This is a genomic window from Streptomyces ambofaciens ATCC 23877, assembly GCF_001267885.1.
GTDB lineage: Bacteria > Actinomycetota > Actinomycetes > Streptomycetales > Streptomycetaceae > Streptomyces > Streptomyces ambofaciens.
In genome coordinates this window covers 5,079,975-5,094,870 of the sequence record NZ_CP012382.1, presented here as the reverse complement: position 1 = coordinate 5,094,870, position 14,896 = coordinate 5,079,975, and the positions used below count along the sequence as shown (strand labels likewise).

General features: G+C 71.8%; 13 protein-coding genes. 6 read left to right on the top strand and 7 right to left on the bottom strand.

Features of this window, described 5'->3' with window-relative positions; translation table 11 throughout:
* The first annotated feature begins 56 nt into the window (after positions 1 to 56).
* Positions 57 to 566, top strand: coding sequence for a SigE family RNA polymerase sigma factor (locus SAM23877_RS22815; protein WP_053136376.1), 510 nt, complete (start codon positions 57 to 59; stop codon positions 564 to 566).
* 80 nt (positions 567 to 646) lie between these two features.
* Positions 647 to 1,933, top strand: coding sequence for a hypothetical protein (locus SAM23877_RS22810; protein WP_053136373.1), 1,287 nt, complete (start codon positions 647 to 649; stop codon positions 1,931 to 1,933).
* A gap of 54 nt (positions 1,934 to 1,987) precedes the next feature.
* Here the strand turns inward: SAM23877_RS22810 and SAM23877_RS22805 are convergent, their stop codons facing one another.
* The 7 genes from SAM23877_RS22805 to SAM23877_RS22775 all read right to left on the bottom strand — a co-directional run bounded on the left by SAM23877_RS22805 (position 1,988) and on the right by SAM23877_RS22775 (position 9,882).
* Complete coding sequence (locus SAM23877_RS22805; protein WP_053136368.1) at positions 1,988 to 3,562, bottom strand: carbohydrate-binding protein; 1,575 nt, start codon at positions 3,560 to 3,562, stop codon at positions 1,988 to 1,990.
* A 233-nt stretch (positions 3,563 to 3,795) separates the two neighbouring features.
* On the bottom strand, positions 3,796 to 5,118 hold the full coding sequence (locus SAM23877_RS22800; protein WP_053136358.1) for an Nramp family divalent metal transporter: 1,323 nt from the start codon (positions 5,116 to 5,118) through the stop codon (positions 3,796 to 3,798).
* 67 nt (positions 5,119 to 5,185) lie between these two features.
* Positions 5,186 to 5,854 carry a hypothetical protein gene (locus SAM23877_RS22795; RefSeq protein ID WP_053136355.1) on the bottom strand — a complete coding sequence of 223 codons (669 nt, stop codon included), beginning with the start codon at positions 5,852 to 5,854 and terminating at the stop codon, positions 5,186 to 5,188.
* Positions 5,855 to 5,957: 103 nt separating this feature from the next.
* On the bottom strand, positions 5,958 to 7,445 hold the full coding sequence (locus SAM23877_RS22790) for a GntP family permease (RefSeq protein WP_053136352.1): 1,488 nt from the start codon (positions 7,443 to 7,445) through the stop codon (positions 5,958 to 5,960).
* A gap of 126 nt (positions 7,446 to 7,571) precedes the next feature.
* Positions 7,572 to 7,982: a RidA family protein gene (locus SAM23877_RS22785; protein WP_053136351.1), complete on the bottom strand. Its 411-nt coding sequence runs from the start codon at positions 7,980 to 7,982 to the stop codon at positions 7,572 to 7,574.
* Positions 7,979 to 8,764, bottom strand: a complete 786-nt coding sequence (locus tag SAM23877_RS22780) for an IclR family transcriptional regulator (protein WP_053136348.1) — start codon at positions 8,762 to 8,764, stop codon at positions 7,979 to 7,981. The genes SAM23877_RS22785 and SAM23877_RS22780 overlap by 4 nt, the downstream gene beginning before the upstream one ends.
* Complete coding sequence (locus SAM23877_RS22775) at positions 8,761 to 9,882, bottom strand: sugar kinase (RefSeq protein WP_053136345.1); 1,122 nt, start codon at positions 9,880 to 9,882, stop codon at positions 8,761 to 8,763. Before SAM23877_RS22775 ends, SAM23877_RS22780 begins: the two co-directional genes overlap by 4 nt.
* Positions 9,883 to 10,067: 185 nt before the next feature.
* Here SAM23877_RS22775 and SAM23877_RS22770 point away from each other — a divergent pair, with 185 nt between their 5' ends.
* The 4 genes from SAM23877_RS22770 to SAM23877_RS22755 all read left to right on the top strand — a co-directional run bounded on the left by SAM23877_RS22770 (position 10,068) and on the right by SAM23877_RS22755 (position 14,820).
* A complete protein-coding gene (locus SAM23877_RS22770) occupies positions 10,068 to 11,357 on the top strand; it encodes an amino acid deaminase (protein WP_053136342.1) in 1,290 nt (429 codons plus the stop codon).
* A gap of 10 nt (positions 11,358 to 11,367) precedes the next feature.
* Positions 11,368 to 12,978 (top strand): N-acyl-D-amino-acid deacylase family protein, encoded by a 1,611-nt coding sequence (locus SAM23877_RS22765; protein WP_053136339.1) that lies wholly within the window; start codon positions 11,368 to 11,370, stop codon positions 12,976 to 12,978.
* Between the two features lie 120 nt (positions 12,979 to 13,098).
* Positions 13,099 to 14,310, top strand: coding sequence for a pyridoxal phosphate-dependent aminotransferase (locus tag SAM23877_RS22760; protein WP_053136336.1), 1,212 nt, complete (start codon positions 13,099 to 13,101; stop codon positions 14,308 to 14,310).
* 87 nt (positions 14,311 to 14,397) lie between these two features.
* Positions 14,398 to 14,820 carry an SCO4983 family protein gene (locus tag SAM23877_RS22755; protein ID WP_053136333.1) on the top strand — a complete coding sequence of 141 codons (423 nt, stop codon included), beginning with the start codon at positions 14,398 to 14,400 and terminating at the stop codon, positions 14,818 to 14,820.
* Positions 14,821 to 14,896 lie beyond the last annotated feature (76 nt).

The following is a 14,896-nucleotide window of genomic DNA, read 5'->3' as shown; positions in this document are numbered from 1 at the left end:
CCGCATCAATGAAGTGAAGGCGGTACACGGCGGCGGTCGGCGCGGGGGGCACGGACATGAGGCAAGGACGGGCGGACGAGTACGCCGAGTTCGCGGTGGCGCGGGCCGGTCAGCTGTACCGGTCCGCCTGTCTGCTCACCGCCGGGGACACGCATCTGGCCGAGGACCTCGTCCAGGAGACCTTCGGCCGGCTGTACGTCCGCTGGGGACGCGTGTCCCGGGTGGGCAACCCCGCCGGGTACGCGCAGACCGTGCTCACCCGGACCTTCCTCGCCCATCAGCGGCGGCGCAGCAGCCGGGAGCGGGCGACGGACGTGTTCCCGGACGCGCCCGGCTCCGGGGACGGGGACGCCTCGCTGCGGCTGACGCTGCTGGACGCGCTCGCGCGGCTGCCCGCCAAGGACCGGGCCGTCGTCGTCCTGCGGTACTGGGAGGACCGGTCCGTCGAGGAGACCGCCGACGTCATGAACGTCAGCTCCGCCGCCGTACGGACCCGCAGCTCGCGGGCGCTGGGCCGGCTGCGCGAACTGCTCGGCGAGGACCTCGCGGAGTACGCCAGATCCTGACGCGACCGACCTCGTTCCTCAATCCCACTCCCCCACTTCGGCTCTCACTTCTCCCATCCATGCGGAAAGGGTGGTTCGCCATGCCCGAAAACCAGGACCAGGAACTCTTCGAGGAGCGGCTGTCCGCCGCGCTGCACGAGACCGGCGGGCGCTTCGACGCCGACCGTTCTGCCCTCGTCACCGGCGGGCGGACCCGCGGGCGGCGGGCGCTGACGCGGCGCCGGGCCGGGGTGCTCGGCGGGGTGGCCGGGGTCGCGCTGGTCGGGGTGGGCGGGGCGATGCTGCTGCCGCAGGGGGACTCCGACGGACGGGACGTCTCCGCCGCGACCACCGGGGCCACCTCCGCGCCGTCCGCGTCGGCCACGACGCCCGCCCCGCCCCCCGTATCCGGCGACACCGTCCTCGGTCAGCTCAAGGAGCTGCTTCCCGACGGCGAGTTCAGCCAGGAGGACGCCCGGGGGTCGGCCGACGAGCCTTCGCCGTACGCGTATCTCGTGTACGACGACGGGAAGGGAGCCGCCGCGATCAGCATGGGCCTCTACCGGGTGGAGCCGGGCAGTGATCAGGTCCGCCAGCTGATGGAGTGTCCCGACGAGACGTTCGTCCCGCACGACTCGTGCTCCTCCACCCGGTTGCCCGATGGTTCGCTGCTGCGGCTGTTCAAGGGCTACGAGTATCCCGACAAGCGCGTCGAGACCAAGCTCTGGTCCGCCGACCTGGTCACGGACAAGGGGCAGCACGTCAGCCTGAGCGAGTGGAACGCACCCGCGCAGAAGGGCGCGCCCGTCTCCCGTGCGGAGCCTCCGCTGTCGGCCGGGCAGCTGAAGGAGGTCGTCACGGCCGAGGTGTGGCGTCGGGTGGTGGACGCGATTCCCGAGGACCCGAAGTCCGCCCGGCCCACCGAGGGCGCCCCGTCCGCCGACGTGCCGCCTGCCCCCGTCTCCGGCAAGGACGCCAACGAGACGCTGGTCGGGCTGCTCCCGGAAGGACTGGACGTGGTCAAGGAGGGCGGGCAGGAGAGCGAGTTCACCTACGTCGTCGTCGATGACGGACAGGGTGAGAGCCTCGTCCAGGTCAACGTCCAGTACGGGATGAACGACGTCGCCGGCCAGCTCTACGCCAACGGCGAGACCCTGCCCGACGGCACTCGCGTCGCCGTCCGGCAGGGCAACGGGGACGACCGGGTCGCCGGGGTCCTGATGTGGACCGCCGACACCCTGCGGCCCGGCGAGGACGGCTTTCGCGTGGTGATCAGCGCCTTCAACAACGGGGCCGCGCACGCCGAGCCCTCCCGCGCCACTCCCGCGCTGACCATCGACCAGCTGCGGGAGATGGCGCTCAGCCCGGAGTGGGACGAGCTGCGGTAAAGGGCCGATCCCCTGGCCCGGTCCGCCGCCCGCTGTGGCGCGGCGGACGGGGCCCTAACGGGCCACGGCCGCCCCGCCGAAGGTCACCACCAGGCGCCCGTCCGCGGCGAAGGACCAGCGCAGGGCTCCGGCGTACGAGGAACAGCGGGAGCCGTTGGAGCCCGACCAGAACTGGTTCGATCCGTCGGCGTTGCCGATGACCCGGTCGTTCGACCCGCTGTCGCACGAGGTGTTGTTCCGGAACACGGAGTCGCCGGCGTCGAAGTTGAAGTTGCGCTGCTCGTTCCCGATGCTGATGTTGTCCGACACCTGCATCGTGCCCGGGTTGCTGTTGTAGGTGAACCCGTGCTTGCCGTTCTGGTAGGCGATGCTCCGCCGGACGACGTGGTCGACCTCGATGTCCTCGCCGCCCAGCTTGTAGCCGTTGCGGTCCCCGTTGCCCGCCTGGGAGCCGTCGCTGAGGGTGCCGTTCTCGAGCGCGAGGGAGTCCTCGACGGTCACCGCGCCGATCGCGCCGGTGTCGGACTTGGTGTACAGGTCCCAGCCGTCGTCGATGTTGTTGTGGGCCACGGCGTAGCGGAAGACGTTCCCGGGGCCGGAGGTGAGCTTCGCGGCGAAGCCGTCGGCGTCCTCGCCGTCGGAGTCGGCGTTGTCGTGCGAGACCGCGCTCAGGACGAGGTTGTTGGACGGCCACTGGGCCTTGGGCGTGCTGGAGAGCATCCGGGACAGCTGGAGGCCGGTGTCCCGGTTGAAGCGGGTCACCGTGCGCTCGAAGACGTTGTTGCTGCCGCCGACGAAGATGCCGTTGTCCCCGGCGCGCTGGACGACGACGCCCTTGACGTGCCAGTACGAGCCGTTCACCGCGAGGCCGCGGTTGGCCGGGTCCTCGCTCTGGCCCGAGAAGTCGAGCACCGGGGTCTCCCCCGGGTAGGCGGCGAGCGTCTTGCGGGCGGCGGAGGTGCCGTCGTTGCCCTGGGGGATGGTGACCGTCTGGGAGTAGCGGTAGGTGCCGCCCCGCAGGTAGATCGTGCCTCCGGGGGCCACCCGGGAGAGCGCCGAGGTGAGCGTGGTCGGGTCGGACTCCGTGCCGGTGGCGCCGTCGGTGCCGTTCGGGGACACGTGGAGCGTGCCGGCGGTGGGGGGCGGGGTGGTGGTGCCGCCGTCCGTCTCCACCTCCAGGTGGTCGATGTTGGGCAGGCCGGCCGAGGTGGTCGGGGTGAGGCGGACGGTGTTGCCGCCGGCCCGCAGGGGCACCTCGATCTCCCGGGTCGCCCAGGTGCTCCACGCGCCGGTGCCCGCGAAGGGTGCGGAGGCGACCGTCGTGCCGTTCACGACGATGTCCGCGGGCCGCTGGGTGCCTGCGCCGTTGGCGAAGCGGATCCGGAGGGTCGCGGTGCCCGCCGCGGAGGCGTCGACCGTGAACTGGGCGTGCGCGCCCGCCTTGTTGGTGCCGTTGCAGAATCCGCCGCCGGAGTAGCCGGACCAGTCGGAGTCGATGGTGCCCGTGCAGCTCGCCGGGGCGGTCTCGGCCTCGTACCGCGTGGTGGCGGCCTGCGCCGGGTTGCCGGACAGTGCGACGAGCGTTCCGGCCAGAAGGCCGGCACTGGCGATGACGGGTCTGCGAAGCATCGTTGGTCTCCGGATCGTCGATGAGCCACGGGTGAGCTGCCGCCCGCGGACCGACAGGAGCGGGCGGTCCGCGGCGAGAAAGCGCTTTCCCGCAAGCTACGACTGTGTTGCGGACACGTCAACGGTTGGACATGTGATTGGCATTCACATTTTTGAACGGCGGCGGAGTGCGGCGCCCGCCACGCCGGCGACGCTGCTGCCGTCGGCGTGGCGGGCGGTTCCGGTCGGAGCCCCTAGAAGAACTCCGACCACGGTTGGTCCCAGACCTGCTTCACGCACAGCACCAGGAAGAGCAGCCCGGCGACGGCGAGCATGCCGTTGCTCAGCCAGCCGTTGCGCCACTCGCGCGGTGTGCGGCCGGAGTTGAGGAGCCACAGCAGGGTGAGGGCCAGGAAGGGCATGAAGGCGGCGCCCAGGACGCCGTAGATGATGATCAGGCGGAAGGGCTCGTCCTGGAAGAGCAGGACGATGGGCGGGAAGGTGAGCCAGAGCAGGTAGGCGCGGAAGGCCCAGGAGCGTTCACGGCGCCCCGAGGCCAGCTCCTCGCCCCGCGCCTGGCGCTCCCCCCGCTGCCGGGACAGGAAGTCGGCGAACATCAGGCTCACTCCGTGCCAGACGCCGATCAGCGAGGTGAAGGACGTGGCGAAGAAGCCGATCAGGAAGAGCTTGCCGGTCGCCGTCCCGTACTCGTCCTCCAGGATGTCGCCCAGCTGGATCAGGCCCTTGTCCCCGCTCGCGATCGCGATGTTCGCCGAGTGGAGCAGTTCCGCGCCGACGAACAGCATGGCGACGACGAAGATGCCGGTGGTGGCGTAGGCGACCCGGTTGTCCAGGCGCATGACCTTCATCCAACCGGTGTCGGTCCAGCCCTTGGCGTTGACCCAGTAGCCGTACGCGGCGAGCGTGATGGTGCCGCCCACGCCGCCGATGAGGCCCAGGGTGTTGAGGACCGAGTCCTTCTCGTCCGGCAGGACCGGGAGGAGGCCGGCGAAGGCGTCGCCCAGGTTGGGCGTCACACGGATCGCCAGGTACACCGTCACCACGAACATGACGCCCACCAGGACCGTCATGACCTTCTCGAAGACCGCGTACTTGTTGAACCAGACGAAGACCAGGCCGACCAGGCCGCACGCGATGCCCCACCACTCCAGGTCCATCACGTCCGGGAACAGCGCCTGAAGGGGCAGGGCGCTGGACGACATCGCCGCCGCGCCGTAGACGAAGCCCCAGATCACGGTGTAGACCGCGAAGAACCAGGTGGTCCAGCGGCCGAGGCTCGCCCAGCCGTCGAAGAGCGTGCGGCCGGTGGCCAGGTGCCACCGGCCGCACGCCTCCGCGAGCGAGATCTTCACCAGGCAGCCGATGACCGCGGCCCACAGCAGGGTGTAGCCGAAGTTGCTGCCCGCGATGAGGGTGGCGACGAGGTCGCCGGCGCCCACGCCGGTCGCCGCCACGACGATGCCGGGACCGATGTAGCGCCAACTGGACTTACGGGGAGCCGGGTCGGCCCCGCGTGGCCCGCCGGTGTCTGCGATGTTGCCCGTGGTGTCCGCCATGCGGGCCAACCAAGCCCATGACCGCCGGTGGGACAAGAGGGCGTGCGCGGATCTTCACCCGATGCGCTTACTCGTCGCCGTCGGCCTTGCCCTCGGCGCCCTTCTGCGCATCGGACTTCGCCTCGCTCGCGGCGTCGTCCCGCGCACCGGGCTTCTCGTCCGGTCCGGCCTCGTCCTGAGCACCGGACTTCGCGTCACTTCCGGCGTCGTCCTCGAAGTACGCGTCCAGGACCTCGTCGAGGGCGGACTCCCACTCGGGGAAGCGGCTCCTGGACTTCGCCTCGATCTCGATCGGGTACCAGCGGCGGTCGGGCGTGTGCACCGTCACCGTGAACCGCTTGCCGAAGCGTCCCGTCTCCGTCTCCACGGCCCCGACCTCGTCCCAGCGGAACTCGCAGCTCTGGTCGTCGAGGGACAGGCGTACGCCCTTGTGGTCGGCGACGATCCTGGCTCGGCGGTCGGACGCCTCGAAGACGGGGCCGTCGGGGGCCTCCTCGTCCGGTTCGGCGGACGGCTCGGCGGACTCCCCGGTGGGCTCCGCGACGGACGGGTCCCCGACGGGGGCCTCCTCCGCGTCGCGGACCTCCTCGGCCCCGGTCCCGGACTCCGCCGCCGGTTCGTCCGCTCTCGCGTCCTGCGGCCCACGGGTCACGGGCGCGGTGAGCCCGGGGATGAAGGCCGGGTCGAATCCGGCGCCTTCCAGGGGCTGGCTGGTCGATCCTCTGCGCTGCTCCACAGCGGGCAGTATGGTCGACGATCCTGTGCCGGACACAGCCAGCCCCAACTTCGTTATCAGACGCCTACACGGGACACCCGCGTGGAACGCCCGACCGGGACGCCTACACGAACAGGCTGAGGACCGCCGCCACCACGAACCCGGCGACCGACAGCACGCTCTCCAGCACGGTCCACGTCTTGAGGGTGTCCCGTTCGCTGATGCCGAAGTACTTGGCCACCATCCAGAAGCCGCCGTCGTTGACGTGCGAGGCGAAGATGGAGCCCGCCGAGATGGCCATGATGACCAGGGCGACGAACGCCTGCGAGTGGTCCCCCTCGGCGAGCAGCGGCGCCACGATGCCCGCCGTCGTCACGATGGCGACCGTCGCCGAGCCCTGGGCGACCCGCAGGACCAGCGAGATCAGGTAGGCGAGGACGATCACCGGCAGGCCGACGTCGTTGAAGGTGTCGGAGAGTGCCTGGGCGACGCCGCTGGCCTTGAGGACGGCGCCGAAGATGCCGCCCGCGCCGACCACCAGCAGGATGTTGCCGACCGGCTTCAGCGAGGCGGTCGAGACGGTCTCCAGGGACTTGCGGGACCAGCCGCGCCGGATGCCGAGCAGGTAGTACGCGAGGAACAGGGCGATGGTCAGCGCGACGAACGGGTTGCCGAAGAACTCGATCACCGAGCGGAGGGTGGACGGGTCCAGGGCGATGGAGGAGAAGGTCGCGGCGAGGATCAGGACCAGCGGGGTGCCGATGATGCCGAGGACCGTGCCGAGGGCGACCGGGCTCTCGTGCGGCGCGACGCCGGCCTTGGTCTGCTCGTCGATGACGGCCTGCTTGGCCTCCTCGGCCGCCTCGACCATGTCCTGCGGCACGGGCACGAAGATGCGGCGGCCGATCCAGGCGGAGAACACCCAGGCGGCGAGCACGGCCGGGATGCCGCAGACGACACCCATGAGGATCACCCAGCCGAGGTCCACGTGCAGCAGTCCGGCGGCGGCCACCGGACCGGGGTGCGGCGGCAGGAAGGCGTGGGTCATCGACAGGCCGGCGAGCAGCGGCAGGCAGTAGAGCAGGATCGACTTGCCGGAGCGCTTGGCGGCGGCGTAGACGATCGGCGCGAGGACGAAGATGCCGACGTCGAAGAAGACCGGGATGCCGAAGATGAGGCCGGTGAGGCCCATGGCGAGCGGGGCGCGCTTCTCGCCGAAGAGACCGAGCAGGCGGCCGGCCAGTACCTGGGCGCCGCCGCTGACCTCGAGGATGGCGCCGAGCATGGTGCCCAGGCCGATGATGATGGCGACGTGGCCGAGGATGCCGCCCATGCCGGACTCGATGGTGGAGACGGCGTCGGACTTCTGGACGGTGCCGAAGAGTTCGGTGACCGACAGGCCGGCGAGCAGGCCGACGGCTATGGAGACGGCGAGCAGCGCGACGAACGGCTGGAGCCGCACCTTGATGATCAGGAAGAGCAGCAGCGCGATGCCGATCGCGGCGACGGTCAGCAGGCCCGCGGTGCCGTCGATCAGGTGGAGCAGGCCACCGGTGTGGGGCGGGGTCTGCGCCGGTGCGGAGGCGGCGAGCTGGAGGGACGGGTAGGACATACGGGGGTCCTCTGGGTAAGCACATACTGCTTTCGGGCAGGGCGGGGCGCGGCACGGCGCCCCCGGAGGGGGTGGGGGCACCGTGCCGTGCGACAGACAGGCGGGGAGGGAAGACCGGGGAGAGGGTCAGCCGAGGACGGCCAGCGCGTCGATCTCGATGAGGAGGCCGGCGGGCAGCCCGACGTAGACGGTCGTGCGCGCGGCGGGGGCCTGGGTGAGGCCCTGCTCCTCGAAGTAGGCGTTGTAGATCTCGTTCATCTCGGCGAAGTGGTCCACGTCCGTGAGGTAGACGCGGATCATCATCACGTCGTCCCAGGAGGCGCCGCCCTCCTCCAGGATCGCCTTGACGTTGGCGAGGGTCTGGAGGGTCTGCTCGCGCAGGGTCGGGCCGGCCGGGGTGGGGGCCTTGCCCTCCTCGTGGGGGAGGAAGCCGACCTGGCCGGCGACCTGGAGGATGTTGCCCTTCTTCACGCCGTGCGAGAACTTCGCCGGCGGGACGGTGTGGGTCGCGGGGGTGAGGGCGGTCTTGTCGGTCATACCGTGTCCTTCTCGGGGTGGTGCTCGGGGTGCTGCACGGGGGTCCTGCCGGAGTACTCGCCGCTGATCGCGTCCGCCGTACGGCGCACCAGCGGGAGCAGGGTGAGGAGTTCGTCCGCGGTGACGACGACGTTCGGCGCGGAGACCGACATCGCGGCGACCACCCGGCCGTCGGCGCCCCGGATGGGGGCGGCGACGCAGTTGATGGACTCCTCGTGGCCACCGAGGTCGGTGGCCCAGCCCTGTTCGCGCACCTTGGCCAGCTCCTTGACGAAGCTGTCGGCGTTCGGCGTCGAACGGGCCGTGTACAGGGGGTAGTCGAGCTTCTCCGCGACGGCGCGGCGCTCGCTCTCGGGGAGGTCGGCCAGCAGCAGCTTCGCCACGGCGGCGACGGTGATGGCGACGGGCTTGCCGATCCGCGAGTACATGCGGACCGGGTAGCGGCTCTCCACCTTGTCGATGTAGAGGACCTCGTTCTCCTCGTAGACGGCGAGGTGGACGGTGTGTCCGCAGCTCTCGTTGAGGCGTACGAGGTGGGGGTGGGCGATCTCGCGGACGTCGAGGTTCTCCATCGCCTCCTGGGCGAGGGCGATGAGCCGCGCGCCGAGGCGGTAGCGCTGGTCGGACTGGCGGTAGACGAAGCCGTGTTCGTGGAGGGTGCGCAGCAGGCGCAGGGCCGTGGACTTGTGGACGCCGAGGCGGTCGGCGACCCGGCCCAGGTCGGCGGGGCCCTCGGCGAGCAGCGGCAGGATGCTCAGCGCGCGGTCGACGGTCTGGCTCATGGTGTGCGTACCTCCTCCTCGGCCCTTTCGCCGGCCTGTGTCCAGCCGGGGCCGAGTCGCAGTGTCCCCCACGCGTCGTCGTCGAGGGCGGCGAGGCGGTCGGCGTGGTCGATCCAGAAGGGGCGCCGCGGCGGGGGCCCCTCCAGGCCTTCGGCACCCGGGGAGGCTCCGTGCGGGGCGACGGACGGGCGACGGGCGGGCGGTACGGCGAGGTCGCCGGGGACGGTGAGGGCGGCGGCGGCCATCAGGTGGCCGTGGCGCAGGCGCTCGCGCACCGGCAGCCCCCGCAGGGTGGCGGAGAGGAACCCGGCGGCGAAGGCGTCGCCCGCGCCGACGGCGGCGACGACGTCGACGGTGAGGGCGGGGACGGAGGTGACCTCGGTGCCGTGGAAGGCGGTGGCGCCGGTCGCGCCCTGCTTGACGACGAGCAGCTCGGGCTCGGGCAGGGCGGCGCGCACGGCCTCGGGTCCGCCCAGGCCCCAGGCCTCGTCCTCGCCGACGAACACGAGGTCGGCGCCGCGGGCCAGCTCCAGCAGCACCCGCGAGCCGTCGGTGTGCCCGCGCCACAGCCCGGGGCGGTGGTTGACGTCGAAGGAGACCAGGGGCCGGCCGGGGCGGCGGGCGGTCAGCTCGCGCATCAGGTCCAGGCAGTCGGCGGAGAGGGCGGGCGTGATGCCGGACAGGTGCAGGACGCGTCCGGAGCGGATCACGTCGAGGTCCATGTTCCGCACCGACATCGCGGAGGCCGCCGAGCCCGCCCGGTAGTAGGCCACCTCGTGGGCGTCGGTGGCCCGGTCCCCGGCGGTGCGGAAGTACACGCCGGTCGGGCGGTCCGGGTCGCGGCGCACGGCGGAGACGTCGACACCGTAGGCGCCGATCGCCTCGACGAGATGGTCGCCGAAGCCGTCGGCGCCGGCCCTGCTGACCCAGCGCGCGGAGTGCCCGGCGGCGGCCAGCACACAGGCCACGTTGGACTCGGCACCGCCGATGCCCCGGTCGAAGGAGGGGACGTCGGCGAGCCGCCCGGGACGGGAGGGGAGGAAGGTGACCATGGACTCGCCGAGCGCGACGACGTCCACGACGTCGGGGGCGGTGCTGGTGGGTCCGGTGGCGGTCACGATGGTGGGGACTCCTTGCGGCTCTCGCGGGCCTCGGCGGATCCGTTGACCCCGCGTTGGCCGAGATGTTAGACAGCAGTAAGCGACATACGCAATGCCCGTTGCACACAATGCAACGCATGGTCGTACCCCGACGCTCCACCTGCCGCGGCACCCGACGCGACACCGCACCTCATGGAGGCTCCATGGCCCTCGACACCGGCACCGAAGCCCTCGCCCGTCTGGTCGAGGAGCACGTCGACCACCGTTTCAAGGGCCTGCCGCCGGACGCCGCCGGCCTGACCGTCGCCGAGCTGGCCGGTCAGCGCCGCAACCTCTTCACCGACGGCTTCAGCACGCCGGTGCTGGCCCTCTCCGCGGAGCGCCTGGAGCACAACCTCGCGCTGATGGAGACGTACGCGGCCCGGCACGGCCTCGCCTTCGCGCCGCACGGCAAGACCTCCATGGCGCCCCAGCTCTTCCACCGCCAGATCGAGCGCGGCGCCTGGGGCATCACCCTGGCGGTGCCGCACCAGGTGTGGGTGGCCCGCGCCTTCGGCATCCGGCGGATCTTCCTCGCCAACGAGCTGGTCGACGCCGCCGCGCTGCGCCGGCTCGCCGCGGAGCTGGACGCCGACCCGGACTTCCGCTTCGTCTGCTACGTCGACTCCGTGCGCGGCGTCGGGCTGATGGACGCGGCGCTCTCCGCCGCGGGCGCGACCCGCCCGGTGGACGTCGTGGTCGAGCTGGCGGCCGGGGAGGGCGCCCGCACGGGCGTGCGCACGGAGGCCGAGTGCGCCGCCGTCGCCGACGCGGTGGCCGGATCGCGGACGCTGCGGCTGGCCGGTGTCGCCGGGTACGAGGGCGAGGTGCCCGGCGCCGACCCGGAGAAGGTGCACGCGTGGCTGCGCCGGCTGGTCGCGCTGACCGTGGAGTTCGACGCGGCCGGGCGCTTCGCCGGGCTGGAGGAGATCGTGCTGAGCGCGGGCGGCAGCGCCTGGTTCGACGCGGTCGCCGACGTGTTCGCGGAGGTCCCCGGCCTCTCCCTGCCCGTGCTGAAGCTGCTGCGCTCGGGCGCGTACGTCTCGCACGACGACGGTCACTACCGCGAGGTGACGCCCTTCAACCGGGTCCCCGCCGAGGGCGCGCTCCAGCCCGCCTTCCGGCTGTGGACCCAGGTGGTCTCCCGTCCCTGTGCCGAGCAGGCCTTCGCCAACGCCGGCAAGCGGGACGCGGCGTACGACCTCGACCTGCCCTTCCCGCAGGTGGTCCGCCCGGTCGACGGGGGGCCGGAGCGCCCGGCCACCGGCATCACGGTGACCGGCCTGTCCGACCAGCACGCCTGGCTGCGCACCGCCCCCGAGGCGGAGCTGGAGGTGGGCGACTGGGTGGGGCTCGGCCTGTCCCACCCGTGCACGTCCTTCGACAAGTGGCAGCTGATCCCGGTCGCGGAAGCGGACGGGACGGTCGTCGACTACATCCGTACGTTCTTCTAGGAGGTCTCCCATGGAAGAGCTGGTCATCCGGGACGCGGACGTCGTCGACGGCTCCGGCGCCGACTCCTACCGCGCCGACGTCGTGATCGACGGCGGCCGGATCGTCTCGATCGTCAAGGAGGCGGCGGCAGCGGGCTGCCAGCGCCCGAAGGCCCGCCAGGAACTGGACGCCGAGGGCCTGGTCCTCTCCCCCGGTTTCATCGACATGCACGCCCACAGCGACCTGGCGCTGCTGCGGGACCCCGACCACAGCGCCAAGGCCGCGCAGGGCGTGACCCTGGAGGTCATCGGCCAGGACGGACTGTCGTACGCCCCGGTCGACGACCGCACGCTCGGCGAGGTGCGCCGCGCGATCGCCGGGTGGAACGGTCCCGGGGACGACGTCGACTTCGACTGGCGCTCGGTCGGCGAGTACCTGGACCGGCTCGACGGGGGCATCGCGGTCAACGCCGCCTACCTGATCCCGCAGGGCACGGTCCGCGCCCTCGCCGTCGGCTGGGACGACCGGGAGGCGACCGAGGCCGAGCTGGAGCACATGCGGCGCCTGGTCGCCGAGGGCATGGAGCAGGGCGCGGTCGGCATGTCCTCCGGGCTGACGTACACGCCGGGCATGTACGCCAAGGACGCGGAGCTGACCGAGCTGTGCCGGGTGGTGGCGTCGTACGGCGGCTACTACTGCCCGCACCACCGCTCCTACGGCGCCGGGGCGCTCCGGGCCTACGAGGAGATGGTCGAGCTGACCCGGGAGGCGGACTGCCCGCTGCACCTGGCGCACGCCACCATGAACTTCGGCGTCAACAAGGGCAAGGCCCCCGAACTGCTGACGCTGCTCGACGACGCGCTGGCCGCCGGGGCCGACATCACGCTCGACACGTACCCCTACACCCCCGGCTGCACCACGCTCGTGGCGATGCTCCCGAGCTGGGCGAGCGAGGGCGGCCCGGAGCAGATCATGCGGCGGCTGGCGGACGACGACACCGCCGAACGCATCCGGCACCACATCGAGGAGATCGGCTCCGACGGCTGCCACGGCGTGCCCATGGAGTGGGACACGATCGAGATCTCCGGCACGGGCGACCCCGCGTTCGGGGAGTACGTCGGCCGTACGGTCCTGGAGTCGGCCCGGCGGCGCGGCGAGACCCCGTGGACGGTCGCCCGGAACCTCCTGCTCGCCGACCGGCTGGCGCCGACCATCCTCCAGCACGTCGGCCACGAGGAGAACGTCCGCGCGATCATGCGGCACCGCGTCCACACCGGGGGCTCGGACGGCATCCTCCAGGGCACCAAGCCGCACCCGCGCGCCTACGGCACCTTCCCGCACTACCTCGGGCACTACGTGCGCGAGCTGGGCGTGCTGTCGCTCCAGGAGTGCGTCGCCCATCTCACCTCGCGCCCGGCGGCCCGGCTGCGGCTGCCCGACCGCGGACTGGTCCGCGAGGGCTACCGGGCCGACCTGGTCCTCTTCGACCCGGCCACGGTCGCGGCCGGCAGCACCTACGAGGACCCGCGCCGGCTTCCGACGGGCATCCCGTACGTGCTGGTCGACGGGCGGTTCGTGATGCGGGACGGGCGCCGGACGGACGTGCTGGCGGGACGCTCGGTGCGGCGGAGCCCGCGCTAGCCCTCCCGGGTGGTTTCCCGGCGGCCTCACCGGCGGCCCGGGGAAATCCACCCGAACCACACGTCTCACGTGGCGGAAGACACGGCACACCGGGCGTCATCGGGTCGTAAGCTCACGGACATGCAGGTGATCCAGTCGACCAAGCTCGCCAACGTCTGTTACGAGATCCGGGGGCCGGTGCTCGAGGAGGCGATGCGGCTGGAAGCGGCCGGGCACCGCATCCTCAAGCTGAACACCGGCAACCCGGCCGCCTTCGGCTTCGAGTGCCCGCCGGAGATCCTGGAGGACATCCTCCGCAACGTGTCGACGGCCCACGGCTACGGCGACGCGAAGGGTCTGCTGGCGGCGCGCAGGGCCGTCGTCATGCACAACCAGACCCTCGGCATCGAGACGGACGTGGAGCACGTCTTCATCGGCAACGGCGTCTCCGAGCTGATCGTGATGGCGATGCAGGGCCTGCTGGACGACGGGGACGAGGTCCTCGTCCCCGCGCCCGACTACCCGCTGTGGACGGCCGCCGTCTCCCTGTCCGGCGGCACGGCGGTGCACTACCGCTGCGACGAGCAGTCCGACTGGATGCCGGACCTGGCCGACGTGGAACGGAAGATCACCGACCGCACCAAGGCGCTCGTGATCATCAACCCGAACAACCCGACGGGCGCGGTCTACGACGAGGCGATGCTGCGCGGGCTGACCGACATCGCCCGCCGGCACAACCTGCTGATCTGCTCCGACGAGATCTACGACAAGATCCTGTACGACGAGGCCACGCACACCCCGACCGCCGCGATCGCCCCGGACCTGCTCACGCTCACCTTCAACGGCATGTCGAAGGCGTACCGGGTGGCCGGCTACCGGGTCGGGTGGATGTCGATCTCGGGGCCGCGCGCGCACGCCGAGTCCTACATCGAGGGCCTGACGGTCCTGGCGAACATGCGGCTGTGCGCCAACATGCCGGGGCAGCACGGCGTGGTCGCGGCGCTCAGCGGGCGGCAGACCATCAACGAGCTGGTGCTCCCGGGCGGGCGGCTGCGGGAGCAGCGGGACGCCGCCCACGAGGCGCTGACCAGCATCCCGGGCGTGACCTGCGTGAAGCCCAAGGGCGCGCTGTACCTCTTCCCCCGGCTCGACCCCAAGGTCTTCAAGATCAAGGACGACCGGCGGATGGTCCTGGACCTGCTGCGCCAGGAGAAGATCATGGTCGTGCAGGGCACCGGCTTCAACTGGCCCGAGCCCGACCACTTCCGGGTGGTGACCCTGCCGACGGCCGGGGACCTGCGCGAGGCGGTCGGCCGGATCGGGAACTTCCTGGACGGTTACGGCCAGCCCTGAGTCGAACCGAGCCAGATTCCGAACTCCCTCAACTTTAGATTGAATCCAATGTAGGATGGTTTCCTGAAGCACTGAGGAGGCCGTCCCATGTACGAACCGATCCGCACCAGGTCCGTCCACAGCACGATGGCCGGCGGTACCTCGGACTTCCCGCACCGGTCCCGTGAGGAGGAGCTGGACATCCAGCTCGCGGGCCATCTCGCGGCGCTGCTCACCGTCACGGACGAGCTGCGCGCCCTGGCCCCCTCCCCCGACCTGGACACCGCCGCCGACCGGCTCGCCGAGCAGGTGGCCCGGCTGCGGGGAGGCCGGGCGGCGGTCCGCGCGCCGCTGACCGCCGCGCACCCCGAGCCGCACCTGGCGGCCCTGCACCGACGGGCGCACACCCTGGCGAGCCGCGCCCTGGTGGTGGCGGCCTCCAACGCCGACACGGCGGTCGCGATCCTGACCGCCGAGCGCATGGACGCGCACGCCGCGGCCCTGGAGCCGCGCGAGCTCGCGTCCCGCTGAGCCCTCCGGGCTCCCTCGTACGGCCCCGGTCCGCGTGCACCCGCAGCGACGCGCGGACCGGGCGCCACACACTCCG

What these genes read in the sequence shown, in the direction of transcription:
- SAM23877_RS22815 (WP_053136376.1), top strand. Translation starts at nt 57, where the DNA reads ATGAGGCAAGGACGGGCGGACGAGTACGCCGAGTTCGCGGTGGCGCGG.
- SAM23877_RS22810 (WP_053136373.1), top strand. Translation starts at nt 647, where the DNA reads ATGCCCGAAAACCAGGACCAGGAACTCTTCGAGGAGCGGCTGTCCGCC.
- SAM23877_RS22805 (WP_053136368.1), bottom strand. Translation starts at nt 3,562, where the DNA reads ATGCTTCGCAGACCCGTCATCGCCAGTGCCGGCCTTCTGGCCGGAACG.
- SAM23877_RS22800 (WP_053136358.1), bottom strand. Translation starts at nt 5,118, where the DNA reads ATGGCGGACACCACGGGCAACATCGCAGACACCGGCGGGCCACGCGGG.
- SAM23877_RS22790 (WP_053136352.1), bottom strand. Translation starts at nt 7,445, where the DNA reads ATGTCCTACCCGTCCCTCCAGCTCGCCGCCTCCGCACCGGCGCAGACC.
- SAM23877_RS22785 (WP_053136351.1), bottom strand. Translation starts at nt 7,982, where the DNA reads ATGACCGACAAGACCGCCCTCACCCCCGCGACCCACACCGTCCCGCCG.
- SAM23877_RS22780 (WP_053136348.1), bottom strand. Translation starts at nt 8,764, where the DNA reads ATGAGCCAGACCGTCGACCGCGCGCTGAGCATCCTGCCGCTGCTCGCC.
- SAM23877_RS22770 (WP_053136342.1), top strand. Translation starts at nt 10,068, where the DNA reads ATGGCCCTCGACACCGGCACCGAAGCCCTCGCCCGTCTGGTCGAGGAG.
- SAM23877_RS22765 (WP_053136339.1), top strand. Translation starts at nt 11,368, where the DNA reads ATGGAAGAGCTGGTCATCCGGGACGCGGACGTCGTCGACGGCTCCGGC.
- SAM23877_RS22760 (WP_053136336.1), top strand. Translation starts at nt 13,099, where the DNA reads ATGCAGGTGATCCAGTCGACCAAGCTCGCCAACGTCTGTTACGAGATC.
- SAM23877_RS22755 (WP_053136333.1), top strand. Translation starts at nt 14,398, where the DNA reads ATGTACGAACCGATCCGCACCAGGTCCGTCCACAGCACGATGGCCGGC.